Annotated in this window: 18 protein-coding genes; 10 read left to right on the top strand and 8 right to left on the bottom strand. The window is 65.3% G+C overall.

From position 1 onward, the window contains the following. Window positions 1-85 precede the first annotated feature (85 nt). Entirely contained in the window at window positions 86-382 is a 297-nt protein-coding gene (locus AC3WL2_RS12550) for a hypothetical protein (RefSeq protein ID WP_102682461.1), read from the top strand. 169 nt (window positions 383-551) lie between these two features. On the opposite strand, the gene AC3WL2_RS12545 is transcribed toward AC3WL2_RS12550, so the two are convergent. Then, window positions 552-875, bottom strand: coding sequence for a DUF2388 domain-containing protein (locus tag AC3WL2_RS12545; protein WP_102682389.1), 324 nt, complete (start codon window positions 873-875; stop codon window positions 552-554). Window positions 876-1,034: 159 nt separating this feature from the next. Here AC3WL2_RS12545 and AC3WL2_RS12540 point away from each other — a divergent pair, with 159 nt between their 5' ends. Next, the gene (locus AC3WL2_RS12540; RefSeq protein WP_102682390.1) at window positions 1,035-1,475 is read left to right on the top strand and encodes a GNAT family N-acetyltransferase; all 441 of its coding nucleotides are present in this window, start codon (window positions 1,035-1,037) and stop codon (window positions 1,473-1,475) included. Here AC3WL2_RS12540 and AC3WL2_RS12535 read toward each other — a convergent pair. From AC3WL2_RS12535 to AC3WL2_RS12525, 3 genes are all read right to left on the bottom strand, one after another. Then, the gene (locus AC3WL2_RS12535; RefSeq protein WP_102682391.1) at window positions 1,472-2,287 is read right to left on the bottom strand and encodes a protein phosphatase 2C domain-containing protein; all 816 of its coding nucleotides are present in this window, start codon (window positions 2,285-2,287) and stop codon (window positions 1,472-1,474) included. The genes AC3WL2_RS12540 and AC3WL2_RS12535 overlap by 4 nt on opposite strands. Before the next feature lie 61 nt (window positions 2,288-2,348). After that, window positions 2,349-2,954: a hypothetical protein gene (locus AC3WL2_RS12530; RefSeq protein WP_102682392.1), complete on the bottom strand. Its 606-nt coding sequence runs from the start codon at window positions 2,952-2,954 to the stop codon at window positions 2,349-2,351. Window positions 2,955-3,033: 79 nt separating this feature from the next. Further along, the gene (locus tag AC3WL2_RS12525) at window positions 3,034-3,525 is read right to left on the bottom strand and encodes a GNAT family N-acetyltransferase (RefSeq protein ID WP_102682393.1); all 492 of its coding nucleotides are present in this window, start codon (window positions 3,523-3,525) and stop codon (window positions 3,034-3,036) included. A 243-nt stretch (window positions 3,526-3,768) separates the two neighbouring features. Here AC3WL2_RS12525 and AC3WL2_RS12520 point away from each other — a divergent pair, with 243 nt between their 5' ends. Beyond that, window positions 3,769-4,248, top strand: a complete 480-nt coding sequence (locus AC3WL2_RS12520; protein ID WP_102682394.1) for a VOC family protein — start codon at window positions 3,769-3,771, stop codon at window positions 4,246-4,248. 13 nt (window positions 4,249-4,261) lie between these two features. Here the strand turns inward: AC3WL2_RS12520 and AC3WL2_RS12515 are convergent, their stop codons facing one another. Both AC3WL2_RS12515 and argC read right to left on the bottom strand, forming a co-directional pair. Continuing rightward, the gene (locus tag AC3WL2_RS12515) at window positions 4,262-4,948 is read right to left on the bottom strand and encodes a GNAT family N-acetyltransferase (RefSeq protein ID WP_102682395.1); all 687 of its coding nucleotides are present in this window, start codon (window positions 4,946-4,948) and stop codon (window positions 4,262-4,264) included. A gap of 72 nt (window positions 4,949-5,020) precedes the next feature. Beyond that, window positions 5,021-5,950: an N-acetyl-gamma-glutamyl-phosphate reductase gene (gene argC / locus AC3WL2_RS12510; RefSeq protein WP_102682396.1), complete on the bottom strand. Its 930-nt coding sequence runs from the start codon at window positions 5,948-5,950 to the stop codon at window positions 5,021-5,023. Window positions 5,951-6,072: 122 nt separating this feature from the next. Here argC and AC3WL2_RS12505 point away from each other — a divergent pair, with 122 nt between their 5' ends. Further along, window positions 6,073-6,954, top strand: coding sequence for a LysR family transcriptional regulator (locus AC3WL2_RS12505; RefSeq protein WP_102682397.1), 882 nt, complete (start codon window positions 6,073-6,075; stop codon window positions 6,952-6,954). A 5-nt stretch (window positions 6,955-6,959) separates the two neighbouring features. Here AC3WL2_RS12505 and AC3WL2_RS12500 read toward each other — a convergent pair whose 3' ends face one another. After that, window positions 6,960-7,757 (bottom strand): helix-turn-helix transcriptional regulator, encoded by a 798-nt coding sequence (locus tag AC3WL2_RS12500; protein WP_102682398.1) that lies wholly within the window; start codon window positions 7,755-7,757, stop codon window positions 6,960-6,962. A gap of 313 nt (window positions 7,758-8,070) precedes the next feature. Here AC3WL2_RS12500 and AC3WL2_RS12495 point away from each other — a divergent pair, with 313 nt between their 5' ends. Both AC3WL2_RS12495 and AC3WL2_RS12490 read left to right on the top strand, forming a co-directional pair. Beyond that, the gene (locus tag AC3WL2_RS12495; protein WP_102682399.1) at window positions 8,071-9,435 is read left to right on the top strand and encodes an APC family permease; all 1,365 of its coding nucleotides are present in this window, start codon (window positions 8,071-8,073) and stop codon (window positions 9,433-9,435) included. Between the two features lie 17 nt (window positions 9,436-9,452). Further along, a complete protein-coding gene (locus tag AC3WL2_RS12490) occupies window positions 9,453-10,562 on the top strand; it encodes a DmpA family aminopeptidase (protein ID WP_102682400.1) in 1,110 nt (369 codons plus the stop codon). A 45-nt stretch (window positions 10,563-10,607) separates the two neighbouring features. On the opposite strand, the gene AC3WL2_RS12485 is transcribed toward AC3WL2_RS12490, so the two are convergent. Further along, window positions 10,608-11,939 carry an MFS transporter gene (locus AC3WL2_RS12485; RefSeq protein WP_102682401.1) on the bottom strand — a complete coding sequence of 444 codons (1,332 nt, stop codon included), beginning with the start codon at window positions 11,937-11,939 and terminating at the stop codon, window positions 10,608-10,610. A 158-nt stretch (window positions 11,940-12,097) separates the two neighbouring features. On the opposite strand from AC3WL2_RS12485, the gene AC3WL2_RS12480 reads away from it, so the two are divergent. The 4 genes from AC3WL2_RS12480 (at window position 12,098) to AC3WL2_RS12465 (ending at window position 16,244) form a co-directional block, all read left to right on the top strand. Next, window positions 12,098-13,195 carry a sugar diacid recognition domain-containing protein gene (locus AC3WL2_RS12480; protein ID WP_102682402.1) on the top strand — a complete coding sequence of 366 codons (1,098 nt, stop codon included), beginning with the start codon at window positions 12,098-12,100 and terminating at the stop codon, window positions 13,193-13,195. A 144-nt stretch (window positions 13,196-13,339) separates the two neighbouring features. Continuing rightward, on the top strand, window positions 13,340-14,119 hold the full coding sequence (locus AC3WL2_RS12475) for an RHS repeat-associated core domain-containing protein (RefSeq protein ID WP_256582567.1): 780 nt from the start codon (window positions 13,340-13,342) through the stop codon (window positions 14,117-14,119). Window positions 14,120-14,321: 202 nt separating this feature from the next. Next, window positions 14,322-15,461 carry a glycerate kinase gene (locus AC3WL2_RS12470; RefSeq protein WP_102682403.1) on the top strand — a complete coding sequence of 380 codons (1,140 nt, stop codon included), beginning with the start codon at window positions 14,322-14,324 and terminating at the stop codon, window positions 15,459-15,461. A gap of 309 nt (window positions 15,462-15,770) precedes the next feature. Further along, on the top strand, window positions 15,771-16,244 hold the full coding sequence (locus tag AC3WL2_RS12465) for a MarR family winged helix-turn-helix transcriptional regulator (protein WP_038706300.1): 474 nt from the start codon (window positions 15,771-15,773) through the stop codon (window positions 16,242-16,244). Window positions 16,245-16,256 lie beyond the last annotated feature (12 nt).

Raw genomic sequence — 16,256 nt, 5'->3', positions numbered from 1 at the left:
ATTCGTTGAAGTGGGGAAGACGCTGGCGGGCAGCGCCGATTTGAGCTATTGCTTCGATCTTGATCAACCACTCAAGGCGCGTGAGATGAAGCGATTACTGCTGTTGGCTTTGCTGGTAGCGTCAGGCGCGGCTCAGGCTGGTATTCCACTGCTGAACGCAACATGCCCCGGGAAAATTGAAGTCCACGCGGACGAGGGCGGCCCGATCTACATCAATGGCAAAGAGGGCAAACTGAAGAAGTTCAACGAGAACTACTTCGAAGCCAAAGCCAGCGGAGTGACCATTTCGCTATCGATCAACCCGGACGGCTCCCCGAGCGTCTCATACACCGGAAGGAACCGGGCCAACGGCATTTGCCAGGCGAAGGCGCAGGGCTCTTAGGCTCTGTATGAAAAGCCTTGATACTCGGTGATGCCGCGTTGAAAACAGCCTGGTGCGCCAGCCCGGTCGGAATGCTCATTTGCAACCCGTAAAGTCGAGCGCGACTCCGACCGTTCCTCGGCTGTTTTCGCCTTGCCTGACCTTCGTCCAAAGGCTTTTCATACAGCGTCTAGATCGAAGTTACGATCGCAAGAGCCAGCTGCTCATCAGACATATAAGGTTGGCTGTAGGCTGAATGGTAGTACCGGACAGCTTGCTCAAATTGAGCTCCCCGTATCTCGCCACCTGAACCGATAAACGCCAGTGCGTCGGCTTTTGCCGATTTCATATTGGTATTCCAGACCGTCAGCGCCGTGGTCCCCCCAACAATTATAAAGGGGAGTAGTGTCGTGCCATACGTCGCACTTTCGAATGGATCACTCGTTTCGTGCGCCATTGTAGGAGCGCAAGCACAGGCCAATAAAATCATGCCTAGAGTTCTCAAGAGGTCCATCCCCAACTTGCTTCCTGCTGCCCGGTAGAAGGGCGCTACCATAGCAGGGAAACAGGTTTCTGGCGTTACGCTCTGTACGTAAAGCCTTGATGTAACGTCAAGCAAATTTAACCCGGCGCGCTTGGCGCCGCCCCTCCATGGTCAACCGGACGACCTGCCATGACACTCGGTATCGATTTCACCGACCAGGCGACCAGCCTGCATCACGATGCAATTCTAAAACCCTTGCGCGCATTCAACGATGGCGTGATCGGCTCGCCCGGCGCGGCCACTGTCGCCTGGACGCTACGCGATCCTGCCAACGATGAAATCGTCGGTGGCCTTTATGCCAGGCTCGGCGGGGGCTGGATGTTCGTCGAACTGCTGGTGGTGCCCGAGCGGATGCGCGGGCAGGGCTGTGGGCGTGAACTGATGGCCAGGGCCGAGGCACTGGCGAGGGAGAAGGGCTGTGGCGGGATCTGGCTCGACACCTTCAGCTTCCAGGCGCCGGACTTTTACCGCAAGCTGGGGTTCGAAGTCTTTGGCGAGATTGCCGATTTCCCGCCTGGACATACCCGCTATTTTTTGCGCAAGCGCTTGGCCTGGCTCGCGGGGACTTAACCAACCCGCAACCAGATCGCCGAGGCGTCGTCGCTCATCTTGAAGCGCGGATAGCGCAGGCAGGCCGCATCGTCGTGCTCGATGCCACGCAACGTGCGCGCCAGGTCATCGAGGCCATGAGCCAGCAGGCGCTCGATGAAACCGGCCGGGTCGTAGGCCCGGTAGGTGTCGAACAGCGCCGCGAAACCGTCGCTCATCAACAGGATATCGTCGCCTCGGGCCACTGGAGCGCGGCTGTAGAGCGTCCCTTCCCGGGACAACTGGGCATCGATGCCTAGCACGGCCCGGGGGCGTTCACGGGCTACCCGTCGGTCAGCCAGCACAGCGGGGGTGCGCACGCCATGGGCGCCGGTGCCGGGGCCAAGTGCCGTAGCCTCGGCACGCTCGGCCTCGCGGTCGGGCTCCGGGGTGAGGAAGTGAATGCCGCGCGCGCTGCGGTGCAGCACCACGCAGTCGGCCAGGTGCGCGCAGACCAGCTCTTCGCCTTCCAGCGCCACGGCGGCAAAGGCGGCACGTGGCAACTCCCAGGTGGCCACGGGCTCACGCTGGCGGTCTTGCAGATAGGCCTGGGCGATCGAGTCGAAGACTGACGCGCAGACCTGCCGCAGCGGCCCCGACGCCATGGCGAAGGCACGCTGGGCCGTGGCCGAGAGCCAGGCCGCGCCGCCGCGCTCACCCAGCAGGCCTGGGGCGCCGAGGTCGGTGGCGCCGTCGATCACCCAGGCATGACGGTCGGCACTGCCGAGGCGGTCGTCATTGGGCACATCGGTCTTGCCGGCCAGGCTCAGGGACTGGATCAGGTCGAAATGCATGGAGAACTCCGGATCGATGGGGTGCGACAACCTTGAACGCTGGGCCACCGAGCGTCAAATATCAGGGCGTGGGTGGGCGGTCCCAGCAGTCGCTGTCCAGGGCGCAGACGCCGTACTGCCGGTCCATCTGCGCCATGCGCCGCAGGTGGGCGTCGATGATGTCGCGGTTTACTTCGCTGTCGATGATGTAGCGGCTGTAACGATCGATCAGGCGGAGCTTCCAGTCCTCGCGAGTGGCTGCGTCCAATGTGTCGGGCGCGTTGGCCAGGCGTTGCAGGGTGAGGTCGTCGACGCGCTTGAGCTGATCGGTGAAGGTGGCGATGTAAAGGGCACGCTGCGCTTCCTTGTGGCGCAGGGTGTCGGCATCGAAAGCATCGAGGTTACGTTGCCATTGCGTCCAGTAGGCGTCCGGCAGCTGAAGATCGCGCTTCTGGCGCAGCTTGGCGACGACCTGCGCATTGCTCTGGCGCGGTGCTGGTTGGCGGTTCTGGCTGGCCAGCGGATCCCGGGCGAGCGCCTGGGCGATCCAGGCATTGCGCGCCTCGCTGTCCGGCAGAACCGGGCCCAGTGGCGGGGCGTTGTCGGTGGTGGCGCGAGGCAGGCCATTGCAGCCGGTGAGTGACAGGAACAGCGACAGGATCAGCAGGGCCGGGAGGTTGTAACGCAATTTGAATCTTCCTTGAGTAACCGCACAATCAGGGCGGATGCACGAGAGGTATCGGCGCTTGCGCGGCTGACTTGAGCGCTCAGCCGAGGTGCTTGGCCATTTCCGTGGTAGGCGCCCAGCCCATGCCGGCGTAGACCGGGCGGCCCACCTCGGTGGCATGCAGGACGGCAAAGCCCAGGCCGCGCCGGGTGAACTCTGCCTCGGCCAGACGCATCAGTTTCGACGCCAGTCCCCGGCGGCGATGGGAAGGTTCCACGTAGACATTGAGCACATAGCCGCGCTGGTCGTGACAGGGATGCGCCGGGTGCGGCGGCCAGTCGATCGACATCAGGCCGATGGCCGCCACCGGCTGCTCGTCATCCAGCAGCACGAACCCGTAGTAGCGACCATCGGCCAGGCGCGGTTGCAGCCAGGGCCGGAAGTGTTCGGTCATGGTTTGCAGGTTTAGAGGGTCGCCACCGGCCTCCAGGAACATGGCCTCGCGTTGGGCGCAGACCATGGCCTGGTCGCCCGGCAGCAAGCGGCGCAGGACCAGCCCGGAAATATCGCGGGTGGTGGGCAGTTCGTTCATGGCAGCTCCCTTGGTTACTGGCTTCGATCCTAGGCGTGGCGGACAATTGCCGTTAGACACAGATGGCGAGCAAACCCGGCATACAGCACCCTTGTTGCTGTCTGCGTTTATTTCAAAGTGTTCGCCACGAAGGCTTCTGCGCTCGATCTCATCTGACTGGCCAGCCGTTGATCGCGCTTGCCCAGGGCAGGTGGATCCGGGGGCTAGACTCGTGGGCAGTGAGACCCGCCCAGGAGAGCGCCCATGACCGCCAAGAACACCGTTTGCCTGTGGTACGACAACGACGCCGAGGACGCGGCGAACTTCTACGCCAGCACCTTTCCCGACAGCCGCGTGAGTGCGGTGCACAAGGCGCCCGCCGACTACCCCTCGGGCAAGGCGGGCGACGTGATCACCGTCGAGTTCACCGTGATGGGCGTGCCCTGCATCGGCCTGAACGGCGGCAAGGCGTTCAGCCACAGCGAGGCGTTCTCGTTCCAGGTGGCGACCGACAGCCAGGAAGAGACCGACCGCTACTGGAACGCCATCGTCGGCAATGGTGGCAGTGAAAGTGTCTGCGGCTGGTGCAAGGACAAATGGGGCCTGTCCTGGCAGATCAGTCCACGGATACTCACCGAGGCCGTTGCCAGCGCCGATCGCGGCGTGGCGAAGCGGGCGTTCGAGGCGATGCTGCAGATGGGCAGGATCGATATCGCCGCCATCGAGAAAGCCATCAAGGGCTGAACCGAGGGGCGCCTCAGTGCACGCGCTTGCGTTCGCTGACGCATGCCCTCGCTTGCTCGGCCAGCGTATCCAACCGTGCGTCGCGCAGCCGTTCGGCCTCGACCATCGTCGCCTCGCCCTGCTGTTTGAGCAGGTAGGCATGGATCTGCCGCACCTCGACGGTCTGGTAGATCGGCGCGATGTCCAGTCGCCCGATCAGTGCGTCGCTGGCCTTGCCGGTACTGCTCATCAATACCTGCGGCCCGGCGCTGGCGACTACCTGCAGGCCCATGTTCTCGAACCACGGCACTTGCTGGGCAAAGGCGCTCAGCTCGACACAGGGATAGCGGCCACGCACGGCATCCAGCAGGCCACGGGCGATGCCTTGGCGGCGGTGGCTGGCGTCCACGGCGAGGTAGGCGAGGGCGCAGGCTTGCGGGTTGTCCTGGGCCGGCAGTACCAGGGCAAAGCCGAGCAACCGGTCCGGCGCGTCGGCATCCAGGGCGAGGGTCAGTTCGACCCGCAGGCCGCGGTTGCCGTCCAGGGCCATCAGGTACTGGTGCACCTCCAGGCCGACACCATATTGGTACAGCGGGTACAGCGGGTTGTCCGGGCTGATGGCGACGCTGCTGAGCTGACCGACATGGTCGATCACCAGTTGGCGGATCTGGTTCTGGAAGGATTCGGGCGGCACGCCGTCGAGGCGGCGGAGGATGAACATCGCGGGTGGAACTCCGGCAAGGTGTGAAACACCCGCCCCGGACGAGGCGGGTGTCCATTCTACCCGCAGATGCTAGCGCAGCCCAGCCAGCATCAGGTCGAGGTTCTGCACGGCGGCGCCCGACGCGCCCTTGCCCAGGTTGTCGAACACCGCGGTCAGCAGCACCTGGCCGTGCTCGGGGTTGGCGTACAGGGCCAGGCGCAGGTCATTGCTGTCGTTCAGCGCCTGCGGGTCGAGCGCCGCGGCCGCGCCATGCTGGTGCAGGGGCATGACCTGCACGTGCCGGGCACCCTGGTAGTGTTGTTCCAGGCAGGCTTGCAACTGCTCGGCGCTGACGCCGGGCAGCAGGCGCAACTGCAGGGGGATGCTCAGCACGATGCCCTGGCGGTAGTCGCCGTAGCCAGGGACGAACACCGGCCTTGCGCTGAGCCCGGCGTGTCGCTGGATCTCCGGCACATGCTTGTGGGCCAGTTCCAGGCCGTACAGCTGCAGCGTCGGCAGGTAATCATCGCTGCGCCGTTCATGGCGCTCGACGGCGGCACGGCCACCGCCGGAGTAGCCGGAAATGGCATGGATGCTTAGCGGGTAGTCGGCGGGCAGCAGGCCGGCCTTGACCAGCGGATGCAGCAGGGCGATGGCACCGGTAGGGTAGCAGCCGGGGTTGCTGACCCGGGGGGCCGTGGCGATGCGCTCGGCCTGCTCGGCGTTCAGCTCCGGCAGGCCGTAGACCCAGCCTGGAGCTGTACGGTGCGCCGAGCTTGCGTCGATCACCCGCACCGCCGGGTTGCGCAGGGTGGCCACGGCCTCGCGGGCGGCTTCGTCGGGCAGGCAGAGCAGGGCGATGTCGGCGCTGTTGATAGCCTCGCTGCGACGGGCCGGGTCCTTGCGCTCGGCCTCGGGCAGGGTTAGCAGGCGCAAGTCATCGCGGCCTTGCAGGCGGGCATGGATCTGCAGGCCGGTGGTGCCTTGGTCGCCATCGATGAAGACGAGGGGTTGGTGCATGTCGATTATCCGGTGACGAGGGTGATGGCTAATCCTCGCCGCTTACTGGACGAAAGAAAATTTGAATATCATGATGGCCACGTTCAGTAATTCTGAATTGATAGCCGCTCCTGCGAGATCCCATGCGAGAAATCAGCCTCGACCGCCTGCGCACCCTGGTGGTGATCGCCGACTGCGCGTCCTTCGCGCAGGCCGCCCGCCAGCTCAACCTGGCGCCCCCGACCATCAGCCTGCATGTGGCCGAACTGGAGGCGCGCATCGGTGCGCCATTGCTCACCCGCACGCGCGGCCAGGTTCGCCCCACGACCGTCGGCGCGACGCTGCTGGCCCGCGCCCGGCGCCTGCTGGCCGATGCCGACCAGGCGCTGGACGAGGTGCGTCGCCAGGTCGAAGGCCTGACCGGCCGGGTGCGCCTCGGCGCCTCGACCGGCGCCATCGCCCACCTGTTGCCCCAGGCCCTGGAAACCCTGCGGGTGGACCACCCCGGGATCGACGTGCAGGTCCAGGTGCTGACCTCGCAGGCCTCCCTGGCGCGTCTGCGCGAAGGCACCCTGGACATCGGCCTGGTGGCGCTGCCGCAGGTGGCAGGCAAGGGCTTGAGGATCACGCCGTGGCGGCGCGATCCGATCATGGCCTACGTGCCCGCCGACTGGCAGCCGCCGGCGCGGGTCACCCCGGCTTGGCTGGCCGGTAGGGCGCTGATTCTCAACGACAGCACCACCCAGCTGTCGCGGGTCACCTCGGAGTGGTTCGCCACGGCGGGGCTGTACCCCGAGCCGCGAATCGAGCTGAACTACAACGATGCGATCAAGAGCCTGGTGGCCGCCGGGTACGGCGCCACCTTGCTGCCGCAGGAAGGTGAGGTGCGTCAGCCGCAGGCGCGCATTGCCCAACGGCCGCTGCGGCCAGGTTTGTGGCGCCAGCTGGGCATCGCCTGCCGCGAAGGTGAGGTGGAGCGGGCGACCGGGCATGTACTGGAGGCACTTGGGCGGTTGCGCCAGTGACATTTTCAAGGGGCCTGCGGATCGTGCCCCAACGATTGCAGAAACAATGAGAACAGCTCCGGTTGCGACGAGATGTCCAGCTTGGCGTAGAGGTGCCGGCGGTGCACCTTGATGGTCTCCGGTGAAATGGCCAGCCGCTCGGCCATGGCTTTCGATGAATAACCGCGCAGGATAAGCCGGGCGATCTCCAGCTCGCGCTCCGACAGCACCTTGGCACCGAACAGGCTCATGGCGTCGCGCACCTGGTGGGCCATGCCCGCCGCTGGCGTCGGGCGCAGGCTGTGCTGCTGCCAGTGCTGGGTCATCAGCGCGACCACCCACGGACATACCAGCGCCAGCAGGCCGTGGCTGGCGCTGTCGAACCGTTCGCGCCGGCCCAGCGACAGGGACAGGGCGCCGCTGTCGCCGAGCTGGACGATGAACTGCACCTCGTCCTCCAGGACATGGTCGTGGAAGTACTTGAGGTAGTACTCGCTCTGGCGGAACTGGTCCGGCGCCACTTCTTCCAGGCGATGCAGGCCATCGCCGATGCGCTCCTGGCAGGCCTGGTAGAACGGGTCGAGCTGATACAGGCCACTCAGGTACAGGGCCATGGCCTCGGGGTTGCCTTCACCCCGCGCGTCGAAAATTTCCAGTGCCCGGGGCAGCCCGGTACGGGGGTAGAACATCGCCAGGGCATTGTCGAATGCCAGCCATTGCTGCAGCAGCAGGATCAACTGGCGCCAGAAGCGCGGCTGGCCGATCTGCTCGACGGTGCGGGCAAGGCCAGCGTGGGCGCTGGCTTCGGTGAACAGGTGGTGCATGGGCCCCCGTGGCTTACGCCAGTTGCAGGTCAGGTATATCGCAGATTTCCCGATCGCAATGGGTGCGTGGGAGCGGGCTTGCCCCGCGATGGCGTCGGATCAGGCAACCCTGAGTCATCGCGGGGCAAGCCCGCTCCCACAAGTTTCGACCTGCGATTGCGCAGTCTCGGGAGGTTTCCCGCTCCCCGTCAAGGGGCGTACCCCCTAAGGGTAATTGGCCGAAGGCTTGCCCAGGCCTACAGTCCGGCTCAGGTCCAGCGGCCGCGCGACCGGTTTTCCCCTCACAACCAATAACAATCAGAGGAAAAACGCCATGAGCTCCAGCGAAGAGCCCGCAAGCGCGCTCAAGCAGCGCCTGGGTGTGTTCGACGTGGTCGCCATCACTGTTTCCGCGGTGACCCCGGCCAGTTCCGTGTTCGTCATTGCCCCGTTCGCCATCCAACAGGCCGGCAGTGGTGCGTTTCTGTCCTTCATCATGGCCGGTGCGCTGGCGTTGATGTTCGCCTGGTGCTACGCCGAACTGGGGCGCGCCCACAGCTCTGCCGGCGGCGAGTATGTGTACGCCAAGCGCGTGTTCGGCGGGCTGGCGGGCTATGCCACCTTTCTCACCGTGCTGGCCTCGATGCTGTTCATTCCGCCAGTGCTTGCAGGTGGCGCCGCCACCTACCTGAACAATGCCCTGGGCACGCGTTTCGACACCCAGACCGTGGCGCTGGTGATCGTCGTCTCCAGCTATGCGCTGGGTATTCTCAACATCCGCCTGAATGCCTGGATCACCGGGGTGTTCCTGTTCTGCGAGGTCGCCGCGCTGCTGGTGATCGTGATTCTGGGGTTCGGCAATGCCAGCCAACCGGCGGCGAGCCTGTTGCAGCCGCAGATGCTCGAGCAAGGGGGGCTGACGGCGGCACCCTGGGCACTGGTGCTGGGCGCGGTGGGCATGGCGCTGTTCGCCTTCAATGGCTATGGTGGCGCTGTGCTGCTGGTCGAAGACATGAAGGACCGTGGCCGCACCGTGCACCGGGCGGTGCTGTGGTCACTGGCGGTGGTGGTGGCGATCGAGGTGATCCCGCTGGCCGCGTTGCTGATCGGCGCACCGTCGCTGCAGGCGATGCTGGCCAGCGGCGATCCGATCGGCTACTTGCTGACCGCCCATGGCAACGAGACCCTGGCACGGCTGGTCAGCGCGGGGATCTTCCTCTCGGTGTTCAACGCCATCGTGGCCATTGTCATCCAGGTCGGCCGGGTGGTGTACAGCAGCGGGCGCGACGCGATCTGGACGCCCACGCTCAACCGCGCCTTCACCCTGATCCATCCGCGCTGGGAGTCGCCGTGGCTGGCCACGCTGTTCCTCGCCGTGCCGTCGGCCTTGCTGAGCCTGTCCGGCAGCCTGGAGGAACTGACCTCGTTCACCGTGCTGCTGTTGCTGCTGATCTACCTGGTGGTGGCCGCATGCGCCCTGTGCAGCCGGGTACTGCGCCGCGACCGCGAGCATCCGTACCGTATGCCGCTGTGGCCGTTGCCGGCGCTGCTGGCGGTCAGCGGCGCCGGCTGGCTGCTGGTGACCCTGCTGCGCGAGGCGTCCCTGCGCGACCTGTTGATCATCCTCGGGCTGCTGGCCGTGTCGGTCACGCTGTACAGCACCCACGGCCGGCTCAGCCCGACCTTCCAGAAATTGTGAGCATCCAAGGAGTACACATGCGTGCGCGTCAACTGGGCATCACCCTCGGCCACGGCACCCCGGGCCCGTTCAATGCCATCACCGACGTACCGGGGGTGCGGGTCGGCCACAGCACCCTGATCGACGAACACCGCCCGGCGCCGATCCGCACCGGGGTGACGCTGATCGAGCCCCGCGCAGGCGCGGCTCGTCAGCAGCCCTGTTTCGCCGGCTGCCACGTGCTCAACGGCAACGGTGACGCCACGGGCCTGGAGTGGATCCGCGAGGCCGGTTTGCTGACCACGCCGATCGCCATCACCAATACCCACAGCGTCGGCGTGGTGCGCGATGCGCTGATCGCCGCCGAGCGTGAGCGCCTGCCGGACGAGGCGGTGTACTGGTGCATGCCGGTGGTGATGGAAACCTACGATGGCCTGCTCAATGACATCTGGGGCCAGCACGTGACCCCGGCGCAGGTGCGTCAGGCACAGGAAGCGGCCATCTCGGGGCCGGTGCAGGAAGGGCCGGTGGGCGGTGGCACGGGGATGATCTGCCACGAGTTCAAGGGCGGCATCGGCACCGCCTCGCGGCGCCTGGAGGACGGGCAGGGTGGCTGGACCGTAGGCGCCCTGGTCCAGGCCAACCATGGCCAGCGGCGCGAGTTGCGGGTGGATGGCTACCCGGTGGGGCGTCAGCTGGGGCATTTGCCGTCGCCTTTCGCCGAACCTGTGACCGGCACCCCGGGGATGGGCTCGATCGTGGTGGTGATTGCCACCGACGCGCCGCTGCTGCCACATCAGTGCCAGCGCCTGGCCCAGCGCGCGTCGATCGGCATCGCCCGTACTGGTGGCGGCACCGAGGACTCCAGCGGCGATATCTTCCTGGCGTTCTCCACCGGCAACCAGAATCTGCCGCCGGCGGACTATGCACGCAAGGGGCTGGAACAATGCACCGAGTTGCGCATGCTCAACAACGACCATATTTCGGCGTTGTTCATGGCGGCGGCGGAAGCGGTGGAGGAGGCGATCGTCAATGCCTTGCTGGCGGGACGCACGATGCAGGGCCAGGGAGGGGTGGTGGTGCCGGCGCTGGACGGGGATACCTTGCTGACGGCATTGCATGAAGCCGGTTGGAAACCTCGCAACTAGCGTGGTGGCCATCGCGGGGCAAGCCCGCGATGGCCTCGTCGGCACCTACTGGCGAACGCCTGCCAGGGCGCTGCTGGTGCTGCGCGAAACGCGCAAGGCCACCAGGCTACCGACCACGATCAACCCGGCCAGCGCATACAGCGCCGCATCGGTCGAGCCGGTCTGGTCCTTGATGAAGCCCACCAGGTAGGGGCTGAGGAAGCCGGCCATCTGTCCCACCGAGTTGATGATCGCCAGGCCCGCCACGGCGGTGCCGGCGGTGAGCAGCGCGGTCGGCATCGGCCAGAACATCGGCAGGCCGGTCAGCGCGCCCATGGTGGCGATGGACAGGCCGAGGATGGCGATGGTCGGGTGGGCGGCGAAGTTCACCGCGATCAACAGACCCAGCGCCCCCATCAGCATCGGTACCACGAGGTGCCAGCGGCGTTCGTTGCGCAGGTCCGCCGAGCGGCCGACGACAATCATGAACACACCGGCCAGCAGGTATGGGATGGCGCTGAGCCAGCCGATCAGCAGGGGGCTGTCGAAGCCCATGTTCTTGATGATCGACGGTAGCCAGAAGTTGATGGCATAGACACCGCTCTGGATGCAGAAGTAGACGAAACCGAAGGTCCAGATCAGCGGGTTGCCCAGCACCGACAGCACGCTGTCGCCGCGGGTGGCCGGCTTGCCGGCGGCGTCGGCCGTAAGATCCGCCTCGATCAGCTGGCGTTCGGTCGGGCTCAGCCAGCGGGCGCTCTGGTAGCCGTCGCTGAGCAGCACGATGGCCAGCGCGCCCAGCACGACGGTGGGCAAGCCCTGGATCAGGAACATCCACTGCCAGCCGGCCAGGCCGTGCTGGCCCGCGGCGAAGTGGTCGAGGATCCAGCCGGAGAACGGCCCGCCCAGCAGCCCGGACACCGGGATCGCCGACATGAACAGGGCCATGATGCGGCCGCGCCGGTCCGCCGGGAACCAGCGCGAGAGGTACAGCACCACGCCCGGGAAGAAGCCCGCCTCGGCGGCGCCGGTCAACAGGCGCAGGGTGTAGAACTCGGTGGGGGTGGTGACGAACAGCAGGCAGGTGGACAGGCTGCCCCAGGCGATCATCATCAGCGCGATCCAGCGCCGCGGCCCGAAGCGGTTGAGCGCCAGGTTGCTGGGCAGGCCGCAGAGCACGTAGCCGATGAAGAAGATGCCGGCGCCGAGGCCGTACACGGTTTCGCTGAATTTCAGTGCGTCGAGCATCTGCAGCTTGGCGAAGCCGACGTTGACGCGGTCGAGGTAGTTGAACAGGTAGCAGATGAAAATGAACGGGATCAGCCGCAGGGTGATGCGCCGGTAGAGCGCGTTGCGGGTGATCTCGTTGCCTTGGTCAGGGGCGGGGCTGTGTGCCATGATCGGGTTCTCTGTTGTTATGGTTGTCACCGCGTCGCCTGTGCCGGCGCTCGCCTGGAAAAGTCTCGGGCAGTGTAGCGCGGCTGTCTTTGTGCTTTTGCACAGCTGAAGGTGTGGGCTGCTGTGCCGCCGACCAAAGCCTAGGTGAGGACCCTTACATGTTCGAGCTGGACCACGACCTGGCCCAGGACATCGTCGACCGGGCGATGGCCATCCTGCCGTGCAACGTCAACGTGATGGACAGCCAGGGGCTGATCCTGGGCAGTGGCGAGGCCGAGCGCATCAACACCCGCCACGAAGGCGCGCAGCTGGTGCTGGCCAACGGGCGCATCGTCGAGCTGGACGTCGAGGCGGCCAAGTGCCTCAAGGGCGTGCAGCCGGGCGTCAACCTGCCATTGATGCTTGATGGCCGGCTGATCGGCGTGCTCGGCCTGACCGGTGACCCGCAACAGTTGCGCACCTACGGCGAGCTGGTGCGCATGACCGCTGAGATGCTCCTGGCCCAGCGCCATCTGCAGGTGGAGCAGCAGTGGCGTCGCCAGCGCTGCGACGACCTGCTGGCACTGTTGCTGGGCGGCAGCGGCGACTCGCCGCGGCTGGTCGATGAAGCCCGGCAACTGGGGCTCAAACCGAACCTGCCACGCATTGCCTGCCTGTTCGAGTTGCGTGGCGGCCCGCCCGCCGAGGCGCTCTCGGCCTGGCTGATGAGCCGCTACCCGGACAGCTGGTGTGTCAGCCCTGCGCGCCAGTCGCTGCTATGGTGCCGGCCGGCCGGCGTGCCGCTGGACGAACCGCGCCTGCTCGAACGCCTGCAGCGCCACGGCTGGGACGTCGAGCGCCTGGCCCTGGGCAGCCCGGCGCAGAGCCTGGAGCAACTGCGCCGCAGTTACCGGCGGGTGCGCGACCTGCTGGCTTACGGCCGTGAGGTGCTGCCCGACGAGCGCCTGCTGAGCCTGGCCCGCTATCGCCTGCCGGCGCTGCTGTGGCGGCATCGCAACGACGATGCGCTGGACGAGCTGCTCGAACCCTTGCAGCGCATTCGCGCCAAGGATGCCAGCGGGCAATTGCTGCTCACCTTGCGCGCCTGGTGCGCCCATGAGGGGCAGAGCCAGGCCTGCGCCGAGGCGCTGGGTATCCACCGCAACAGTTTGCGCTACCGGCTGGAGCGCATTGCCGAGGTGGGGGAGGTGGACCCGTTGCGCATGGAGGGGATGCTGAGTTTGTACCTGGGGTTGCAGCTGTTGCCGGTGGCGTGAGCGGCGGTAGCGTACCTGGTATTTCTGCCAGCTGTGCAGTTGATGAATCTGAAAGATAGTAGGGCAGTTCATCAGTTTGCGGAGCTTTGCGCCATGAGGTCAGCACCTAGCCGAAACCTTCGTTCGACCGTGTGCTCATTGTTGATGAGCGATGCTCATGAGTCTGTACTGCAGATCCCCGCGCGTCCTGATGCAAGTGTCTATTGCGCTTATGGCTACCATCGGCGCTCCGATCCGCCTTCTGCGTCGTTGGCATTCAATGGCGAGTGTGCAGAGCCGCTAACAGGTAACTATCTGCTGGGAAATGGCAATCGGAACTACAGTCCGGTTTTGATGCGATTACATAGTGCCGATCTTTTTAGCCCATTCGGACAGGGAGGGCTCAATGCCTACGCTTATTGCCTGGGAGATCCGATCAATAATATTGATCCTTCGGGTAACATGCCGTTATTTTCCAAAAAAACCTCTTCATCCAACTCAGGCAAGGCTAAGAGCTACAGTACCCTGATGAATCTCCAGGGGGGCGAGCTCTCCGTGGAAATGACGTGGCTCGACTCAGCAGTAAAACAACGGGCGGCTGAGGTGAAAGAGATCAAAGGAAAAGTAGATTGGAAAAGCATTGACAGTAAAGATGTCAGTAAACATACGAAATGGGTGTTCACCGAGGATGGTCGTTTTTTTACAGCTACGTATGAGCTTGCAGGGCCAAAGGTTACTCATGCGGCATTAGCAAATTATGCGCGCGAGAATTTTTTTGCCAGTGCGGGAGTCGTTGCTGCAGGCGCATTGAAAATCAAGGATAAATATAATTTTATAACAAATTGGAGTGGCCATTACCGACCATCTCTGAGCGCGCTAAAGCCAGCCAGAGAATACTTGGCCACGATCAGCATAAAGGCCACCTCTATGCGTTTCGATGAATAATTAAATACGGCAGAGCGGGATTCCGCACCCGCATTTACATGGCCGGGATACATTGTGGCGGCAATGGAGACGGCAAGTTCGGCCCTGCCGCGGTGTCAGAGCGGTCATCCGCCCAAACAACCGTCTACGATTTTGTGCATCCGACCGAGGCCAGTGCACCGCGCACCTGTCAGCATGCGCGGAACAGGACAGGAGAATCCCCATGAAAATCGTCATCGCCCCCGATTCGTTCAAGGACAGCCTCGACGCCGCCGGTGTCGCCCGCGCCATCGCCAGTGGCCTGGCCGAGGTGTGGCCGGCCTGCGAGCGCATCGAATGCCCGATGGCCGATGGCGGTGAAGGCACCATGGAGGCGATCGTCGCCGCCAGTCAGGGCGAGCTGCGCCGCCAGGTGGTGCGCGGCCCGCTGGGCGAGCCTGTCGAGGCCGCCTGGGGCTGGCTAGCCGAGAGCCGCACGGCGGTGATCGAGATGGCCCAGGCCAGTGGCATCCAGTTGGTGCCCAATGGGCGGCGCGATGCGTGTCGCAGCAGCACCTGGGGCACCGGAGAGCTGATAGCCGCGGCGCTGGCGGCCGGCGCCTCGCGCATTGTCCTGGCCATCGGCGGCAGCGCCACCAACGACGGCGGCAGCGGCATGCTGCGTGCGTTGGGCCTGCGCTTGCTGGATGTCGGGGGCGAGCCGTTGGCCGAGGGCGGGCTGGCCCTGGCGCAGCTGGCGCGCATCGACGCCAGCAATCTGGACCCGCGCCTGGTGCAGGTGCGGGTGGACGTTGCCGCCGATGTCGATAATCCGCTGTGCGGCGCCAATGGCGCCTCGGCGATCTTCGGCCCGCAGAAGGGTGCCAACCCCGAGCAGGTGCAGGCCCTGGACCAGGCCCTGGCGCGGTTCGCCGATCATTGCGCGGACGTGCTCGGCAAGGATGTGCGTGATGAGCCAGGCAGTGGCGCGGCCGGAGGCATGGGCTTCGCGGCCAAGGCATTCATGGGCGCGCAGTTCCGCCCAGGGGTCGAGGTGGTCGCCGAGCTGGCCGGGCTCGATGCCCTGGTGCAGGGCGCGGATCTGGTGATTACCGGCGAAGGGCGTTTCGATGCCCAGACCCTGCGCGGCAAGACGCCCCTCGGGGTGGCGCGGGTGGCCAAGCGCCACGGCGTGCCGGTGGTGGTGCTGGCGGGCACGCTCGGTGCGGGCTACGAGCAACTGTATGGGCAGGGCATCGATGCGGCCTTCGCCCTGGCCAGTGGGCCGATGAGCCTGGAGCAGGCTTGTGCCGAGGCGGGGGCGTTGCTCAAGGCGCGGGCCGCGGATGTGGCGCGGTTGTGGCAGGTGGCGCGCCAACGCTGACGACTTCACAAGAGAACCAGGCGCCATGAGGCTGATCCGTTCCCTGTAGGCGCAACTGCCTTGTGTTGTTTGCAAGGGCCTTATCGCTGGCAAGCCAGCTCCCACAGGGACAGCGTTTGGATCTCCCGCCAGGCGCCGTCTCGATGCGTCGCCTCCTTTTTCTTGAATAGGCAACAGCCCGTCCCCGCACAGCAAAGCGCTGGCACTTCATCCCTCTCCAATGAATATTTATTTAGCCACCTAATCAAAGCTTTGACATTCACTGCCTAGGCAGTAATATTTTCACACAATTGCCCGAGCAGACCGCCGATGTCCCATTTCACCCCGGAAAACTTCCAGACCTGCGCCATCGGCATGCTGCTCGGCCGCGCCGCGCTGCTCAAGGACCGCATCCTCGACTGGCACCTCGAAGCCGACGGCGTCACGGCCGCCCAGTTCAAGGTGCTGATCATCGTCACCCAGTACCAGGTCGATACCCCGGCCGAACTGTGCCGCTACCTGGGCCTGGACAGCGGTTCGATGACCCGCATGCTCGACCGCCTCGAGCAGAAGGGCCTGATCCTGCGCAACCGTTGCCCCGACGACCGCCGCCAGGTGCGCCTGGCCCTGACCGCCGACGGCCAGCGCCTGGCCGACCGCCTGCCCCAGGTCGGCGCGGCGGCAATGAACGAACTGGTCGGTGTGCTGCAGCCCGAGGAGCTCAAGACCCTTGAGCAACTGCTCGCCAAAGTCCTGCTCAGCGCCGGCGACCCCCTGACGATCCGCCGTTTCGGCGATCGTTGATCCCAGTCACGC

This window comes from Pseudomonas sp. FW305-96 (genome assembly GCF_058783825.1).
Note: the sequence above shows the minus strand (reverse complement) of the source record. Positions and strands in the feature narration are given on the sequence as shown.

Excerpts from the sequence above, each read along its gene's own strand:
- AC3WL2_RS12545 (WP_102682389.1), bottom strand. The coding sequence starts at position 875 with ATGGACCTCTTGAGAACTCTAGGCATGATTTTATTGGCCTGTGCTTGC.
- argC (WP_102682396.1), bottom strand. The coding sequence starts at position 5,950 with ATGCACCAACCCCTCGTCTTCATCGATGGCGACCAAGGCACCACCGGC.
- AC3WL2_RS12495 (WP_102682399.1), top strand. The coding sequence starts at position 8,071 with ATGAGCTCCAGCGAAGAGCCCGCAAGCGCGCTCAAGCAGCGCCTGGGT.
- AC3WL2_RS12485 (WP_102682401.1), bottom strand. The coding sequence starts at position 11,939 with ATGGCACACAGCCCCGCCCCTGACCAAGGCAACGAGATCACCCGCAAC.
- AC3WL2_RS12525 (WP_102682393.1), bottom strand. The coding sequence starts at position 3,525 with ATGAACGAACTGCCCACCACCCGCGATATTTCCGGGCTGGTCCTGCGC.
- AC3WL2_RS12550 (WP_102682461.1), top strand. The coding sequence starts at position 86 with ATGAAGCGATTACTGCTGTTGGCTTTGCTGGTAGCGTCAGGCGCGGCT.
- AC3WL2_RS12520 (WP_102682394.1), top strand. The coding sequence starts at position 3,769 with ATGACCGCCAAGAACACCGTTTGCCTGTGGTACGACAACGACGCCGAG.
- AC3WL2_RS12480 (WP_102682402.1), top strand. The coding sequence starts at position 12,098 with ATGTTCGAGCTGGACCACGACCTGGCCCAGGACATCGTCGACCGGGCG.
- AC3WL2_RS12535 (WP_102682391.1), bottom strand. The coding sequence starts at position 2,287 with ATGCATTTCGACCTGATCCAGTCCCTGAGCCTGGCCGGCAAGACCGAT.
- AC3WL2_RS12500 (WP_102682398.1), bottom strand. The coding sequence starts at position 7,757 with ATGCACCACCTGTTCACCGAAGCCAGCGCCCACGCTGGCCTTGCCCGC.
- AC3WL2_RS12540 (WP_102682390.1), top strand. The coding sequence starts at position 1,035 with ATGACACTCGGTATCGATTTCACCGACCAGGCGACCAGCCTGCATCAC.
- AC3WL2_RS12490 (WP_102682400.1), top strand. The coding sequence starts at position 9,453 with ATGCGTGCGCGTCAACTGGGCATCACCCTCGGCCACGGCACCCCGGGC.
- AC3WL2_RS12515 (WP_102682395.1), bottom strand. The coding sequence starts at position 4,948 with ATGTTCATCCTCCGCCGCCTCGACGGCGTGCCGCCCGAATCCTTCCAG.
- AC3WL2_RS12470 (WP_102682403.1), top strand. The coding sequence starts at position 14,322 with ATGAAAATCGTCATCGCCCCCGATTCGTTCAAGGACAGCCTCGACGCC.
- AC3WL2_RS12475 (WP_256582567.1), top strand. The coding sequence starts at position 13,340 with ATGAGCGATGCTCATGAGTCTGTACTGCAGATCCCCGCGCGTCCTGAT.
- AC3WL2_RS12465 (WP_038706300.1), top strand. The coding sequence starts at position 15,771 with ATGTCCCATTTCACCCCGGAAAACTTCCAGACCTGCGCCATCGGCATG.
- AC3WL2_RS12505 (WP_102682397.1), top strand. The coding sequence starts at position 6,073 with ATGCGAGAAATCAGCCTCGACCGCCTGCGCACCCTGGTGGTGATCGCC.